At 42.9% G+C, this 14,722-nt stretch carries 16 protein-coding genes and 1 pseudogene; 8 read left to right on the top strand and 9 right to left on the bottom strand.

What is annotated here, in order from left to right; translation table 11 throughout:
* Positions 1–37: 37 nt before the first annotated feature.
* The 4 genes from QNI08_RS02880 (at position 38) to QNI08_RS02865 (ending at position 2,362) form a co-directional block, all read left to right on the top strand.
* The gene (locus QNI08_RS02880; protein WP_285765934.1) at positions 38–505 is read left to right on the top strand and encodes a DinB family protein; all 468 of its coding nucleotides are present in this window, start codon (positions 38–40) and stop codon (positions 503–505) included.
* Positions 506–585: 80 nt separating this feature from the next.
* Complete coding sequence (locus QNI08_RS02875; protein ID WP_285765933.1) at positions 586–999, top strand: VOC family protein; 414 nt, start codon at positions 586–588, stop codon at positions 997–999.
* Between the two features lie 142 nt (positions 1,000–1,141).
* The gene (locus tag QNI08_RS02870; RefSeq protein WP_285765932.1) at positions 1,142–1,642 is read left to right on the top strand and encodes a VOC family protein; all 501 of its coding nucleotides are present in this window, start codon (positions 1,142–1,144) and stop codon (positions 1,640–1,642) included.
* A gap of 177 nt (positions 1,643–1,819) precedes the next feature.
* On the top strand, positions 1,820–2,362 hold the full coding sequence (locus tag QNI08_RS02865; RefSeq protein ID WP_285766320.1) for a ribonuclease FAU-1 family protein: 543 nt from the start codon (positions 1,820–1,822) through the stop codon (positions 2,360–2,362).
* A gap of 35 nt (positions 2,363–2,397) precedes the next feature.
* Here QNI08_RS02865 and QNI08_RS02860 read toward each other — a convergent pair whose 3' ends face one another.
* On the bottom strand, positions 2,398–3,045 hold the full coding sequence (locus QNI08_RS02860; protein WP_285765931.1) for a lysozyme family protein: 648 nt from the start codon (positions 3,043–3,045) through the stop codon (positions 2,398–2,400).
* 202 nt (positions 3,046–3,247) lie between these two features.
* Here QNI08_RS02860 and QNI08_RS02855 point away from each other — a divergent pair, with 202 nt between their 5' ends.
* Complete coding sequence (locus QNI08_RS02855; protein ID WP_285765930.1) at positions 3,248–3,403, top strand: DUF4021 domain-containing protein; 156 nt, start codon at positions 3,248–3,250, stop codon at positions 3,401–3,403.
* A 99-nt stretch (positions 3,404–3,502) separates the two neighbouring features.
* Positions 3,503–3,706: a hypothetical protein gene (locus QNI08_RS02850; RefSeq protein ID WP_285766345.1), complete on the top strand. Its 204-nt coding sequence runs from the start codon at positions 3,503–3,505 to the stop codon at positions 3,704–3,706.
* On the opposite strand, the pseudogene QNI08_RS02845 reads toward QNI08_RS02850, so the two are convergent.
* Positions 3,628–4,418 (bottom strand): annotated as a pseudogene (locus tag QNI08_RS02845) (DUF2935 domain-containing protein). The gene QNI08_RS02850 and the pseudogene QNI08_RS02845 overlap by 79 nt on opposite strands.
* Before the next feature lie 158 nt (positions 4,419–4,576).
* Positions 4,577–4,840 (bottom strand): hypothetical protein, encoded by a 264-nt coding sequence (locus QNI08_RS02840; RefSeq protein WP_285765929.1) that lies wholly within the window; start codon positions 4,838–4,840, stop codon positions 4,577–4,579.
* Positions 4,841–4,979: 139 nt separating this feature from the next.
* On the opposite strand from QNI08_RS02840, the gene QNI08_RS02835 reads away from it, so the two are divergent.
* Both QNI08_RS02835 and QNI08_RS02830 read left to right on the top strand, forming a co-directional pair.
* Complete coding sequence (locus QNI08_RS02835; protein WP_285765928.1) at positions 4,980–5,693, top strand: class I SAM-dependent methyltransferase; 714 nt, start codon at positions 4,980–4,982, stop codon at positions 5,691–5,693.
* A gap of 272 nt (positions 5,694–5,965) precedes the next feature.
* Complete coding sequence (locus QNI08_RS02830) at positions 5,966–8,032, top strand: Na+/H+ antiporter (protein WP_285765927.1); 2,067 nt, start codon at positions 5,966–5,968, stop codon at positions 8,030–8,032.
* Positions 8,033–8,109: 77 nt separating this feature from the next.
* On the opposite strand, the gene QNI08_RS02825 is transcribed toward QNI08_RS02830, so the two are convergent.
* From QNI08_RS02825 to QNI08_RS02800, 6 genes are all read right to left on the bottom strand, one after another.
* Positions 8,110–9,909: a S9 family peptidase gene (locus QNI08_RS02825; RefSeq protein WP_285765926.1), complete on the bottom strand. Its 1,800-nt coding sequence runs from the start codon at positions 9,907–9,909 to the stop codon at positions 8,110–8,112.
* A gap of 157 nt (positions 9,910–10,066) precedes the next feature.
* Positions 10,067–11,077 (bottom strand): C40 family peptidase, encoded by a 1,011-nt coding sequence (locus QNI08_RS02820; protein ID WP_352231190.1) that lies wholly within the window; start codon positions 11,075–11,077, stop codon positions 10,067–10,069.
* Positions 11,078–11,564: 487 nt separating this feature from the next.
* Entirely contained in the window at positions 11,565–11,882 is a 318-nt protein-coding gene (locus QNI08_RS02815; RefSeq protein WP_285765925.1) for a DUF3870 domain-containing protein, read from the bottom strand.
* A 142-nt stretch (positions 11,883–12,024) separates the two neighbouring features.
* On the bottom strand, positions 12,025–12,885 hold the full coding sequence (locus tag QNI08_RS02810; protein WP_285765924.1) for a nitrilase-related carbon-nitrogen hydrolase: 861 nt from the start codon (positions 12,883–12,885) through the stop codon (positions 12,025–12,027).
* Positions 12,886–12,936: 51 nt separating this feature from the next.
* The gene (locus QNI08_RS02805; protein ID WP_285765923.1) at positions 12,937–14,421 is read right to left on the bottom strand and encodes a sodium:solute symporter family protein; all 1,485 of its coding nucleotides are present in this window, start codon (positions 14,419–14,421) and stop codon (positions 12,937–12,939) included.
* Positions 14,418–14,618 (bottom strand): DUF3311 domain-containing protein, encoded by a 201-nt coding sequence (locus tag QNI08_RS02800; RefSeq protein WP_285765922.1) that lies wholly within the window; start codon positions 14,616–14,618, stop codon positions 14,418–14,420. Before QNI08_RS02800 ends, QNI08_RS02805 begins: the two co-directional genes overlap by 4 nt.
* Positions 14,619–14,722: the final 104 nt, after the last annotated feature.

Below are 14,722 nucleotides of genomic sequence, written 5' to 3'. Positions count from 1 at the left end.
CATGTATACAGACTAATTACCAAGGGAGTGAGAATTGATGGTACTATCGAAGACCGATTTATTAGAGATATTGGAAGGTAATAGAAGATTGACCATGCGGGTGGTGGAAGCTTTTCCTGAGGAGGAGTTATTTCATTTTACACCGGCTGATAAGCTTCGTCCTTTCGCAGAAATGATAAAAGAAATCATGAACATCGAGCGTGCTTATGTTCGCGGGATTGCACGTAATGTATGGGAATTCCAAGATTCATTTGCAAGCATTTCAACAAAAGAGGCATTGATATCAGCCTGTGAAGCCATAAGGGATGATACACGGAGACTTTGGCAGGAAATTACCGAGGAAACACTTGAGGTAGTGGAAAAGGATCCTTTCTTCGGACCATCACAAAGCCACTTTTCAAGGCTCCAATATGGCTTGGAAAATGAGATCCATCACAGAGGGCAAGGTTTTATCTATTTAAGGGTACTAGGTATTGAACCGCCTGAATTTTTCGAAAGAGATTAAGATGATCGTAAAATTTCCGGGAAACGAACTGTCTATAGATTTCACAATCCATAAAATGAAAAACTAAAGGAGTGACATAAATGTCAGTTGATGCCTATCTTAATTTTAATGGAAATTGCCGTGAAGCGGTAAAGTTTTATGCCGAGGTCTTTGGAACGGAAGCAACCAACTTCATGACCTTTGGGGAAACCCCGCCAAACCCTGAATTTGAACTTCCGGAGGAAGCTAAAAATCTAGTGATGCACGCAAGGTTGAATATTGGCGGAAGCAATATCATGTTTTCCGATGTGTTTCCTGGTATGCCTTTTATTGAAGGAAACAATATAAGCCTGGCATTCGTTTCCGATAATTTAGAAGAAATCCAGTCAATCTTTCATAGTCTAAAAGCAGGCGGTACGGTCGGGATGGAGCTTCAAGAAACGTTTTGGAGTAAATTATACGGTCAAGTAACGGATAAGTTCGGAATCAATTGGCAATTCAATACTGGCAGCTGATACCTGCATATGTAAAGGGGGATATGGTGTGCGGTCCTATCGCGGAAAGCATCTCTGTATCTTCTTTTTGCTTTCATGTCAAGGCTGTCATGTTTGCAGATCTACCCTTTGGCCTCCAGCCATATATGAAAGGGAGAATACGATGAAAAAAAAACTCCAAAAAATTGCAACAAATTTATGGTTCGATTCTCAAGCTGAGGAAGCGGCAACCTTTTACACGTGCATTTTCGAGAATTCGAAGATTGGCAGGATCACTTACTATGGAAGCATAGGTCAGGAAATCCACGGAATGTCCGAGGGCAAGGTAATGACAATTGAATTCGAACTGGAGGGACAGACATTCGTGGCATTGAACGGCGGGCCGCAATTCCAATTCACTGAGGCGATATCCTTCATCATCCATTGCCGCTCTCAAGAAGAAGTCGACTATTATTGGGATAAACTATCCGAAGGCGGAGAGGAAAAAGCCCAAGCGTGCGGCTGGCTGAAGGATCGTTTTGGAGTCTCCTGGCAGATCATCCCTGAACATATTACCGATATGATCAACGATCCCGATCCTGAAAGATCAGCAAGAGTAATGACAGCATTGTATCAAATGAAAAAAATTGATATAAATACATTAAAGCAAGCGTTAAACGAATAAGCTGGTGAAGCCAGAACCTAATTTCCCATAAGTGTTTAAGGGAAATTAGGTTCCATAATTATTTTTTGCGTTCCTATCTTCTTTTTTTGATCTTTTATAGTAACGAGTAAGTATTAGGTCATGTGGATATACATGATCCAAATCGCATGAAAAGGAGAATGATGAAAGGTGGTACTTATGATAGGATCTGCCATGTTTCGCCGTGATGAAATGATTGAAAGGAAGATCCGATACGACTCTACGCTAGTCGATCATCATTGCTTCTTGTTAAAGGCGACTGACGATGAAGTTGTTCTTTTTCACGAAATCACCGATTCCTTCACGATGTATACACCTAAATCTGAATTGACCATCTCAAAAGGGTGTTATACGATTGCCCATTATTGGCGGAATCGCCCATATAATTTGTACATATGGAGAAACAAGCAGGGAATATATTTAGGTGCTTATTTCAATCTGGTCAAAAATACCTCCTTCCTCGTTAAGATGGTGACTTTTGAAGATCTGATCCTCGATATATTGGTCCTCCCGGACGGCAACCGGTTTATCTTGGATGAAGACGAACTCCCAGTCCCTTTGGATGTTTTCGAAAATGGCTCGGTCCAACAAGCTTTGGGCGAGTTATTGGATTCTATCGATGACCTGCTTGCCCAAATCATCCTACCATCAGAACATGTCTATAAACATGGATCTCTCCTTCCCTTATTGAGTGAGGAATAAATGAAAAAACCTGCCATGAATTTGGCAGGTTTCCTTTATTCACCATCCGCTTGAGCTGATATACTGTCTGCCAGCTCTTCGATGTTTTTGGTCACTTTTTCACTGTACGTATAGTCCCCGTAGCAATATGGATAGCGAAAATTGTCCTTGTCCCCGCCGCAATCATAGAGGGCTGGGTCCTTTTCCACCTGGATCATCGAGAATTGCTTGGCAAGCTCTTCCGTATGCTTGCCTCCTTTCTTTGCTATGTAATCGATATACCCGATGCCCATGTTATAGGCTTGAATGATCGTTGCAAAATCGACGTTCTTTTCTTCGCCATATTCATTGATCCTTCTGAAATGCTTCACACCATACTTTATGCTTTCATTTGGGTCTGTAATGGTATTGGGGTCAAGCCCAGCCGATTCAGATGACTGCATGGGATCACCGCCACGGCCACGGCTTTCCTGCTGCATCAAGGCAATCAATGTCGAAGTGTGTTCCTCAAGTCCGTATTTTTCCAATTCAGCCTGAATGTTGGGGCTATACTTTTTCACATTTGCGAAAGAATCCAGAGGGGGCACAGATGTGGATACATTTCCTTCAAATGGATTTTGCATGATCTGCTTCATGACCAAAAATGCAAAAACCAAGCTCATTATAACAAAAAGCTTCTTTGATTTTTTCCGTTTTTTCTTCACATTCTCTCTCCATCATCTCTAATTTATATAATCATAGTTTAACAAAAAGCTAGCGTAATAACTATTCAGAATCGCTTTTAAATGACTAAACCCTCAATATGGACCATTCTTCTCATCGTCGGCTTTTCCCTGCCTTTCCTTTCAATCAGGAAAGTATATTTGTATCGCCGGTGAGGAATATTAGTAATCGGAGGTGATCTGTTTGGATAAGAAAAATGATCAAAAAGAAAAACTGGATGAAAAAAAGAAAAAAATCACGAATGAATTTGGGGCAGACCCCGATGAACAAGAGATGAATGGACTGTATGGAATGCTGGAAACGGAATATGAAGATAGTCTTCACGATAAAGAAAAATAGCCCATTTTTAACTTTTTTGTTGAGCGCCTTCAATGGCGTTTTTTTATGAGGATGTGGATATGATGGGTGTATAAGGATGCCTGGGTGTGTTGTCAGCACTTGAATAAGCACGAGCCAGGGATTCCAAACAGCAATTTGCACGGTTATATGCTCCTTAATGGGGGCATCGATCAAAAAACGCTGAAGCCCCTTTCTTATCTTGAAGGGGCTGATTTTCGCTTATTTTATTCCACTACCCTGGGTTTGGCTGGATTGCAGTCAGGCATCTCTGCGTTGGTCGATTCAGCGAGTTTCATTAAATAATAACATTCTTCACGCCACATATGATCGGCCATTTATGGAGAAAACGTCCCAAGGGCCTATGCGCTAAGCTCAAGCTCCTCCAATTCACTAAGGAAATGCTGAAATAATTTCATTTCCAATGTGACATCCGCTTTCATTTTTTCCAATGCTGGGAAGGTGGACAAATTGGTCCGTAAATAGCCAGCATTTCGACTGCTTTTAAATAAAAGTCATTAAACTGCTCTGTATATTGTTCACTCTTCGCTTTTAATCTTTATTCCACATCATCCATATTGGATGATATGGCCCCTGCATGGCCTGCTGCATCTAATAACCAAATCAAATGGTGATGAAGCTCATGAAAAACCGGAGGCGTTTGATTGGAGTTGAAATCTTGCAGTAATTTTAGATATTCATCCAGTTCGTTCACCATATGATTGATGAAGGAGGGCGAAAGATGAATTTTAATTTTTCCCACCAAGTGGGATTTTATGAGACTTAACTTGAATTCCCGAAGCCGTAACGCTTCTTCTTCCGCCTCAATGGACAGCCCTGCAATTTCCTCCTTATTTACCTTTTCAAGAAGAGTATCGAAGATTTGAATGAAATCCCAAGCTACTTCTATATTTTCCAATTCAACCGAAGCTAAGGACTCATGAATGAATCGAGCATGATCCCCCAAGATCTGCAGCCAAAACCGATGCTCGAATCTTGCGGTTTTTTCCAAATTCATTTATTGACCTCCAATGTGTTATAAGTTTTGGCCTCCTCCTGATATCTATTCCTTTTTGTATGGAATTAGTATCACAAAGGCACATCTAGAAAGTCTTCTTATGTAAACAAACTAAAAAAACCTGAGTGGTTATCAGGTTTTTTAATCGAAGCCTTCTATCACCATAAAAATGCAAGAAAGACCAACGATGCGATGGCTCCGAAGGCAAAACCATTTGCCGCTCCCCAACCATATCCTCCATAAAAACCGCCATAACCGAATCCTCCTAAATTGCCACCACCATCACCTAATGGCCGGATATATACTCGATTCGGTGTAACCTTATGAATGATTCCCCGGTGCACCGCCCCTCTGCTTGTGCGAATTTCAACTGGTCTTCCCACTCCCTGCCTGCATTTATGATAATAATTATGGTATCCCATTTCAACACTCCCCTTGTTTATCGATTCTTCATCGTATGCAACCAGGGACTAGCCTGCATGGATGAAACACCCAACTTTTATCAATCTTTGGCTCAAAAGCATACTATGACCCAAACATAATGACGAAGGGGACATTGTCATGAATCTATCGTATCAAGACGCTTTGGCCATCATAGGAGCGGAAGGGGCTCATCCTGGAGGCTTTGCGCTGACCAAGCAACTATTGAATCAAGAAAAAATAAATCGTTCCACAATGATTCTGGACGCTGGTTGCGGAACGGGACAAACCTCTCAATACTTGGTAAAAACCTTTCAATGTCAAGTTTCCGCGATTGATATTCGCCCGGAGATGATTGAAGAGGCTAAAAAGCGTTTTCATCACGGCAAGGTGGAAGTCAGCCTCCATACGAATTCAATTGAAGCCACGCCTTTTGACAATGAACATTTTGATTTGATCATAGCCGAATCCACCACCGCCTTCACCCATATCCAAAAATCACTCCGTGAATTTCACAGAATTCTTAAACAAGGCGGCATTTTGTTGACCATCGATATGACGGCGGAAGAAAAACTTGAGATTCAGCAAAAAAAAGAACTCATGGCCTTTTATCAATTGCCGGACATCTTGACTGAATCAGAATGGTCAGCCGCCTTTGAGCAACAAGGATTTACCAATCTGCAAATCTTGAAATCGAATACCGTTTTAAAGGAGCTGATGCAAACTCCTCCTTCCACTAATCGATTACTTTCATTGCCAGCAGCGGTGGAACGCGTCCTGAAGGAACATTATCGCCTCATTCTGACGTATGGAGACAGCCTTGGATATCGAGTATTCAGAGCAAACAAGCTGTAAATGCACATGCTCTGCGGCTGAATGTGCAGCATCCCCTTGTCCTCCTTGTATCTTCATGCAGAATTTTTGTGATGATGGGATTAACGTTTCAGTGCGCGGGTATGTTAATAGCATATGTCTATTTACACGAAGGTCGATGCTGAAAATAATTCAACACTGATGAAATAGGGGTTCACTTTAAAGGATTATTCATCACTTTAAGAATCCCTGTTTTTTGTCCTTTCATAAATGGATCAGTTGCAGCCTGACGAACATTTAGATAGGAGGATTTTATGTCTTTTTTGATAACCATGATTGGTTTATTGGTTTCCACGATACTCGCTACAATAATGAATGCCAAATGGCCCCGTATTCCATTGCCGATTTACCAAATATCTGCCGGAGCAGTACTTTCCTTATTGCCGTTTCACTTATCACTTGATTTCCATTCGGAATTATTCATGATTTGTGTCATTGCCCCATTACTCTTTACAGAAGGAAAGAATACATCCCGTAAAGAAATGCTTGAATTGCGTAAGCCCATATTGTTGCTGGCTTTTGGGCTTGTCTTCGTTACCGTTTTTGCTGGAGGTTTTTTCATCCACTGGCTGATACCGGATATGCCGATGGCCATCGCTTTTGCCCTGGCGGCCACCATTACCCCTACTGATGCTGTAGCGGTTCAATCCATTACAAAGGGATTGAAGCTGCCTGGGAATATGCTGCCGATCCTTGAAGGGGAGTCACTTTTCAATGATGCTGCGGGAATCGTTGCTTTTAAAGTGGCTTTGGCTGCTGCATTGACTGGTGCATTTTCGATAAAGGATGCTTCGCTCAATTTCATCTTCGTCTCGATAGGCGGAATGTTCATCGGCCTCCTATTGGGCTATTTGATCGTTAAATTTCGCTTGTTTTTACGGGTTCAGGGACTTGAAGAAATCCCCATGTCCATCGTGATGGAGGTCATTACCCCGTTTGCCATTTACATGGTTGCCGAAGAGATCCATGTTTCCGGCATCCTGGCTGTAGTCGCTGCGGGAGTCATTCATGGCATAGAGCGGGACCGCCTTCAAAATACCACAACCAAATTGCAAATCGTATCAACGAATACCTGGTCAGTATTAGGATATCTGTTGAATGGGCTCGTGTTCACGTTATTGGGATTCATGCTGCCGAGCGTTTATCGGGAAATCGAATCCAATTTGAATAGGGGCTCCCTTTTTGGGATAAGTGTATTGATTGTTCTTTTATTATTGGTAATCCGTTTCATTTGGGTATACTTCCTGCATGATACGTTCACCAAGAATAGAGTCAATCCTTTGGAACAATTCATTATGTCCCGAATCCATCCCGAAGATAACAAAGTAAGTGATGATGAAAATCTAACTAGATCAAGGTATGCCTTCCTCACATCCGTATGCGGCATCCATGGAACCATCACTTTGGCTACCGCATTATCGATTCCTTATTTCATGCCGGATGACACTTTATTTCCGATGCGAAATACAGTCTTGTTCATCGCCGCGTGCGTCATTCTGTTAAGCGTGCTTTTAGCAACGATCCTTTTGCCGATCCATGTAAAGGAACCGGCTGAATTCGAGGATGAACGCCTCACCCCTGATGAAGCTTATAAAATCGTGTTGAACCAAACGATCCACCAGCTGAGTAAAGAATCCAATCGTGAAAATCAGAAAGCCGTTTACCAAGTGATGGATGACCTGAATGAACAACTGATAGATTTGGAGCGGGGCATCACGAATAGACCGGATAATAAGACGATACAAGATTTAGTCAAGCTGGGGACGAATAAGGAATTGGAAGTCGTTGCTGCTTTGGTCGAAAAGGGATCGATATCAGAAACTGCATACGAGCTCTATAAGGTGTATATTTCAAGAACGTTGAATTATGTGCAAAAATCATTTTTGCAAAGAACCTGGATTTCATTGCAGGCCATCCTTTTCAGGAAAAAGCTTAATGTCAAATGGGATAAAAAATGGGAAGCGAAATTAGAGAACTCCCTGGATAAAAACGCGGATTTGATCACCGAATTCCGCACAGCACAAAAAGAAGCATCCAGGGCAGCCATGTCGTTAATCAAACAACAAACCGAAGCGGAAAACCGCCATGAAGTGATGCTTGTCATCCAAAGGTACAATCGGTACTTGAATCCATTTGGGACATTAAGTGAGAAGGAAGCCAATCGCCTACAGGAATTGGTGAGTCATTTTCAACTGAATGCGATGCAAATCGAACGGGACATCATCCAGCAAATGGTGGAAGAAGATCGAATTTCCTCCAAAACAGCAACAGAGCTCAGGCAAAACCTCATCTATGATGAAATGACCATGATCCAAAATTAATAAAAAAGCGATACACTTACAGGAAATCGAAAAGAAAAGCCCTGCACATGTAAATGGCAGGGCTTTTGCACTTTACCTTACGCGTTCTCCGTTACACCTGTATATTGGCTTAAGAACGCTAATATTTTTTTATAGACGGCTATTTCATTTTCTTTTTTGGAGAAACCATGGCCTTCGTCCTCCAAGAGCATATACTCAACAGCTTTGCCCTTGTCCTTCAAGGCTTGCACGATTTGATCCGATTCTTCTTTGACGACACGCGGATCATTCGCCCCCTGGATGACTAGCATCGGCTTAATCATGGAATCCAAGTAGGTGATGGGAGAATACTCGATTAATTTTTCCCGGTCTTTTTCCGGATTCCCTACCCATTGATCCATGACCGGCTTCCAGTCATCAGGGACGGAATCAATGAATGAGAATAGGTTGGATGGACCGAAAATATCTATTACCGCCTTAAAGTAATCGGCATGACGGCCATGTAACAGCAGTGCCATATACCCACCAAAGCTTCCTCCCATCAAGAGGATGTTCCCTTTTTGGGCGTATCCTTGATCAATCAGCCAATCCAGACCGGCTATATTGTCCAGGCGAGGTCCATGTCCCCAATCTCCTTCGACCAGCTTCGTGAATGGCAAGCCATAGCCAGTGGACCCGCGAAAGTTCGGGGCAAGAATACTATATCCGTTGTTCAGGAAAAACTGAAATGACGCCCTGAAAAATTTACGTTCAGCGGCTTGTGGACCGCCGTGTGGCCAGAAAATGACTTCGCCCTTATCATTTTCCTTGCTTGCCCGGAAAAATAACGCTTCGATCTCCAAACCATCAAAGGAAGGGTAGGTAATGATGTCAGGTTCGACCAATTCAGTTGTCGCGACACCAGGAACCGTATACGCAGTCAATGATTCCCACGTATCACCCGCTCGTTTATAAATATTATGCGGCTTTGTTGCACCCATGCCTGATAAGTAAAGCGCACCTGATTTTGCCACCTCGAGTTTTTGAATGACACTGCACGGAAGGGGGATATTCGTCCATTTACCATTTCTTAGATCATGTTCATACAAATGATCGACTACGCCTTTCTCACTCGCAACAAATAACAGCTGCAATTCCTCATTATATTTAAGAGACGTAAAGCTTTCACTCTTCAATTCTTTTATCTTCGCAAATTGGTTGGTTTCTAGATTGAAAGAAGCCAAGTACGTAAAATCCGCTTCATAATCCGTCAATAAATAGATGAGGGAATTCGAGACGAAAACACCATGTGTGACTGTATGCTGTTTCTCGGTTGGAGGCGTAAGCAATATCTCCTTCTCTCCGCTCTTCGCATAAAGAAGGGAGTATGTATTGGCATAGTGCTTATGATAAAGCAAGGTTTTTTCATCAGGACTGAAACCAATGATATAGGTTGCCGCATCTTCCCCCACCAGCACTTGTGTTTCCTGTCCTGATTCCAGGTCCAGACAATAGGAATTCAGAAAAGAAGGGTTCCCTCTCGACGTCGAGTAATAAAGCCTTTGACTGTCATCCGATAAAATCGGCATGAAATTACGGGTGTTTTCATGATGGACAATTTCCTTCATCGTCCCGCCCCTCACAGGAATCCCATAAAACTGGGTGTTTTCATTTCCATCCTGATCAAACCCAGCTATGATGAAACGACCTTGCTTATCAAATAACAGCTCTTGGCAGCTTTGATCGATGGATGTAAGCGGATAGGGAAACGAATTGGGTAAATCCATTCCCCATAAATTATACTTACCGCTTAAATTGGTACTGAAAACCAACTGTTTTTCATCAGGTCTTACGATAAAATCACCAATGGAAAATGTCCGTAAAAATTGCTCCACATCAGGTTTTGGAAAAGTGATCATGATTTTATAACCCCTTTTTTCATATTGGATATCACGACCATAATCATACCATATTTTCCATTTTAATACATGTTATGATGGCATGCCAACCTTAACTTAACATCCATCTGGAGATGTCTCTCACCATGCAACACTTGCCGTCTCCCAATTGAATAAATCAATCGATATATCTTCTTGCTCCGGCGTATTCGTCTCCATATCCTGAGGTATCGATTTCATCTATCCTTACATGTGTAGAACTGTTTGGCGAGTGAAGCATTTTGCCCTCACCGATGTACATCCCGACATGATGGACCTTACCCTTCCCTTTATCATGGGCAAAAAATAGGAGGTCGCCTGGTTGGAGATTTTCTCGTTCGACCTTCACTCCGTGTTGAGCCTGAATGGAAGAATCCCTTGGGATCGTAATCCCATTGGCATGATACATGGAATACGTAAAGCCGGAGCAATCGAAGCCAAACCCGGACATTCCAGCCCAAAGATAGGGCAGCCCCAGAAATGCTTTCCCGGATTTTACAATGTCATCACCTGTGGGATAGGGTATTCGAGCTTCATCTTTATGGAGGGAGATATCCTGCTTATCCATCCATTTCACTCCATCGCTTGGTGTCATCACCTTTACTTGGTCCTTTTTCACCTGTAACAGCGGAAGGCGCGTATCGAAGCTGACTTCCATGAATTTCGACCGATGCTTCGAATCTTTATAGAGCCAGGCCTTCGGGGCATTTACCAGTGCAAATCCCCGATTGAATTGCTTCTCAAACGCTTTTCCTATCTTAACTTGGTCCTTTGGCATCCATCCTGGGTATCCTGTCTCATTACGGGGAGTCGGCTGATTGGCAACGGCCACCTTCACCCATTCACTGCGTTCTTCAATAATCTTCACTTTTGCGCCATACAAGGCCTGTGTTTCCAGATTTCCTACAAGCCACAGTTTGTCTTCATCATTCATGGCCTTAAGCCAGGAATCCATATCGACGGGGTTCGAAGCCGAAGGCTCATCCATTTTCCGTAATAACCCTGGCTCCGTCCAAAGTGTTGCGACGGCTACATCTACAAAAGCGGTCTTCTCCTTCTCTCTTGAGCTGGCTTCAGCGGGACTGACTACGAAAGTGACTAATGCAAAAATAGACAAGATTCCTAGCACAACCTTTTTACTTCCAATCAAAATGATCATCCTTCCAAAACTATTTTTATTTGAATGAAAGAGGATTTCCTCTTGATTCCAAGTCCTTGTAACTGATACACATATTGAATTTTCCATGTCGCGGCCAAACAGGTTTGAAAAACCAGGTGGTGGCGACAATCGGAGCTGCCAAGTCCTCTCATCTCGTCTTCCAACATTATCAAACTCTTTATCTATTCTTTTTTCGTCGCTGGCCATAACGTCTTTTGGATGGCTCTACCAGCAGCGGATAGGCTTCCACAGAAACTTGTACACATTCCAGACCATCAACCACCTCCTTCCTCAAAGTCTTGATGCCTTTATGATAGAATGTAGAGAAAGCAAACATGATGAAAGCTGACAGCATGGTAGAATGGCCGGCCCATTATCGGTTTTGCCCCGCTCGAACCCTGCAAAAAATCCAGCTGCCAAAGAGAATGGATATTCCCTTCAGCAGCTGGATTTCATTTGCGAATAACAAAAGAAGCAGCTATAGCTTATTGAGTTGCCGATATTTCATGCTCGCATTTCTCAAAGCGACAATCAGGGCTTTCTGAGAAGAACCAAGATAACGTCTTTGGATTTCCTCCTCCAATTCCTCGATTGAAAGGATGGATTGACCTGCTAACATGGAGTGGATGAATCTCGATGTGAGCGATAGAACGGTCGAGCATTCCACATCGACAATCTCATGTGAATCACGATCAATGACGAATCCGATGAAAAAACAGCTGAACTTTTCCATGATGGGATTATTGGATGCGGCTTTGGCTTCGCCAACGAGATATATCGTATTCCGATGAAACATATTTTAGTTCCTCCTGCCATTACAGACATCATAACAGCCATACATATTTCGAAAGAGTTATATACATTGTAATATAAGGAAGAGGCAACCAACCGTATATTTAGAAAATTCAGTTCTTTTGGATCACAAGGATCAACAGCAATTAGCCTTGGTATGGCTTATACTTATCATACAAGGCTTTACGGCGGTTACGATCGCTGAAAGTGGTTGCTGCACCGCTTTTTCGATTTTGATATAGTTCTTCCATATCCACCGTGCCGGTGATGACGGTTTGTCCATCCGTTCTTGCCTCGGCCACGATTCCATTAGCTGGCCATGATTTATCACAAGGGCTAAGAATACTGGCACGCCCGTACCCACTCGGGAGCGGCAAGCCAGCCACGCCCACAGTGGGACAATGAACGAAGAACACCTGGTTTTCAATTGCACGTGCATGGGCACAATGACGGACCCGCCAAAAACCTGCCTCTGTAAACGTGTATGATGGACAAAAAATGATGTCTGCCCCCTTCACCGCCAATATTCTGGAAACTTCGGGTATTTCCGCTTCATAACAGATCACGATTCCAATCTTGACCGGTCCTACATTATATACTTCAAGATGATTCCCTTCGGAAATTTGCCAATTCGCTTCAGCAGGAAAAATATGAGTTTTTTTATGCTCGGCACATGTTCCGTCTTTGTCGAAAATATAGGCTATATTAAAAAATTCATTTTCCCGTCTTTCCAAATGAGAACCAGCAATGATCACTTGCTTCCTCTTTTTTGATAGTGTCCTGAAAAGATCTTTATATTGATTCGCATATTCCGCAATTTTGGTTACAGCTGAAGCGTCATTCGCTCCAAAAGCAGCTGTCAGGCCAATGGTGAGCAGTTCGGGAAAAACGATATAATCCGAGTCTTCAGGCACCTGGCTGATCAGATCTTCTACTTGATTTTGAAATTCAAGGAACGTTGATATCTTTTTCACCTTGAATTGGCAAGCGGTTATGTTGATTTTCACAAAGCACCTCCCGTGATTCCTTCGACAACGTGCATGGATATCCCACCGCAATCAGGAAATCTTGTCCAAATTTTCCGTTTCCGTTTCTCTTATATTCGTATGCTTAGTCAGTGCACTAACGATCATCGTTACGATTATATTGATGAACAAGGCCATGACACCTGTACTAATATCATTGATTGCAGGAGGAACATCTGGAAGGAAGGTCGCAATCTTCACCTCGGCAATCGTCGCGTACAATACAATCAGTACCCCTGCCAGGATCCCTGCCATCGCCCCATGTTTATTGATGATGTTATTTTTGGGCAAACTGCAAAACAGGGCTGGTGCCAGCTGGGTTATCAGGCTATAGGACATGATATTCAAGATCGCGAGCGCTTCCCCGCCTGTTACCGTTACAATTAAAGCAATGATGGAGATGACTATGATGATCATTCTTGAGACAATCAATTGCTGCATTTCAGTCGCAGCAGGAACCAAAACTTTGTAAAAACTATTGGTCAGTCCTACTGAGGCAGCCATGAGCATGACTGAGGCAGGGACAAGCGCAGTCAATAATCCTGCCGCTCCAATCACCCCGATCACCCATGGATCGAAGGTTTGAATTGCCAGCCTTAAAAGGGAAAGATCGCCATCGGCACCCTGTAGACCTGGTATCTCCATGATTGCCGCAAAACCTATGAAGAAGACAAAAAGCAGCAATAGGGTATACAATGGTAAAGCAATCGCATTTTTCCTGAGCGTTCTTTCTCCATTGGAGGATAATACGACCATGAAAGTTTGCGGCAGCAGGTAAAAACCGAGTGCATTCAACAAAACGGTAGACACAAACCAGGATTGGCTCAACCCTTGATCTGCCAAGACCAACATTTCCGGTTTAGTGGCCTGAACCGTCTCGAACATCGGTTGTATGCCGCCGAAATAATGAAAAGGAATATAAACCCCCAAAAAAATCACGACTGCCAAGATCATGAAATCTTTAAGAATCGCCGTCCAGGCCGAACCATGAATACCTGATATCATGACATATGTCGTAACGACTATGGCGCCGATTACACTTGCAGCTACTGGGGATATCACCCCATAAGAGGCTTCGGATACAATGATGCCCAATCCTTTAAGTTGTATGACAATATATGGAATGAGAGCTAAGCTACCCAGTACCGCCACGATCATCCCCATTGACCGGCTTTTGAATTTGGAAGCGAAATATTCGGGCTGGGAGATGATCGCGTGTTGTTTTGAATATCTCCAGATTTTAGGGACCAGCCAATAGGATAGGACGTAAGCCAAGAAAATATAAGCGGGTACATAATAAGCGGCAGCCCCTTTGGAGTATGCCCAACCGCTTCCGCCTAAAAATGTGAAGGTTGTATATATTTCACCTGCTATCAACAGAAAAATGAAGAAAGTTCCAAAGCCCCTGCCTCCAAGGGCAAATTGCTCCATATTCATATCCTTTCCTTTTCTTGCTTGGATCCCTAAATAAAGGGCCAATATCAAGAAGGTGGAAATGATGAGTAATGAAATGTTCACTCGGAATCACTCCCTTCGTTATCTGGATCAAACTTATACACGATCATTAAGATCACGGATGCCAAGACCATCCAAAAAGCGACCCAAAATAACAAAAATGGCATGCCCAAAATGTACGGTTCCACTTTATTGGCAAAGGACAATAAACCCAGAAACCCTATAAATGGAACAAAAAGCAATAGTTTGATAGCATTCAAATTGTACCCTCCCTGTTATAGGTTCTCTGCCAAGATGAACCGCCATCAGCATACATTCTTTCCCCATGACTGATGGCAGAAAGCTTCCTTGTCCCTCAAAGTCT

The sequence above is a fragment of the Peribacillus folii genome (assembly GCF_030271255.1).
In the GTDB taxonomy this organism is placed as follows: Bacteria; Bacillota; Bacilli; order Bacillales; family DSM-1321; genus Peribacillus.
The sequence above is the reverse complement of the archived record's forward strand: the minus strand, read 5'-3'. Positions and strand labels throughout refer to the sequence as shown.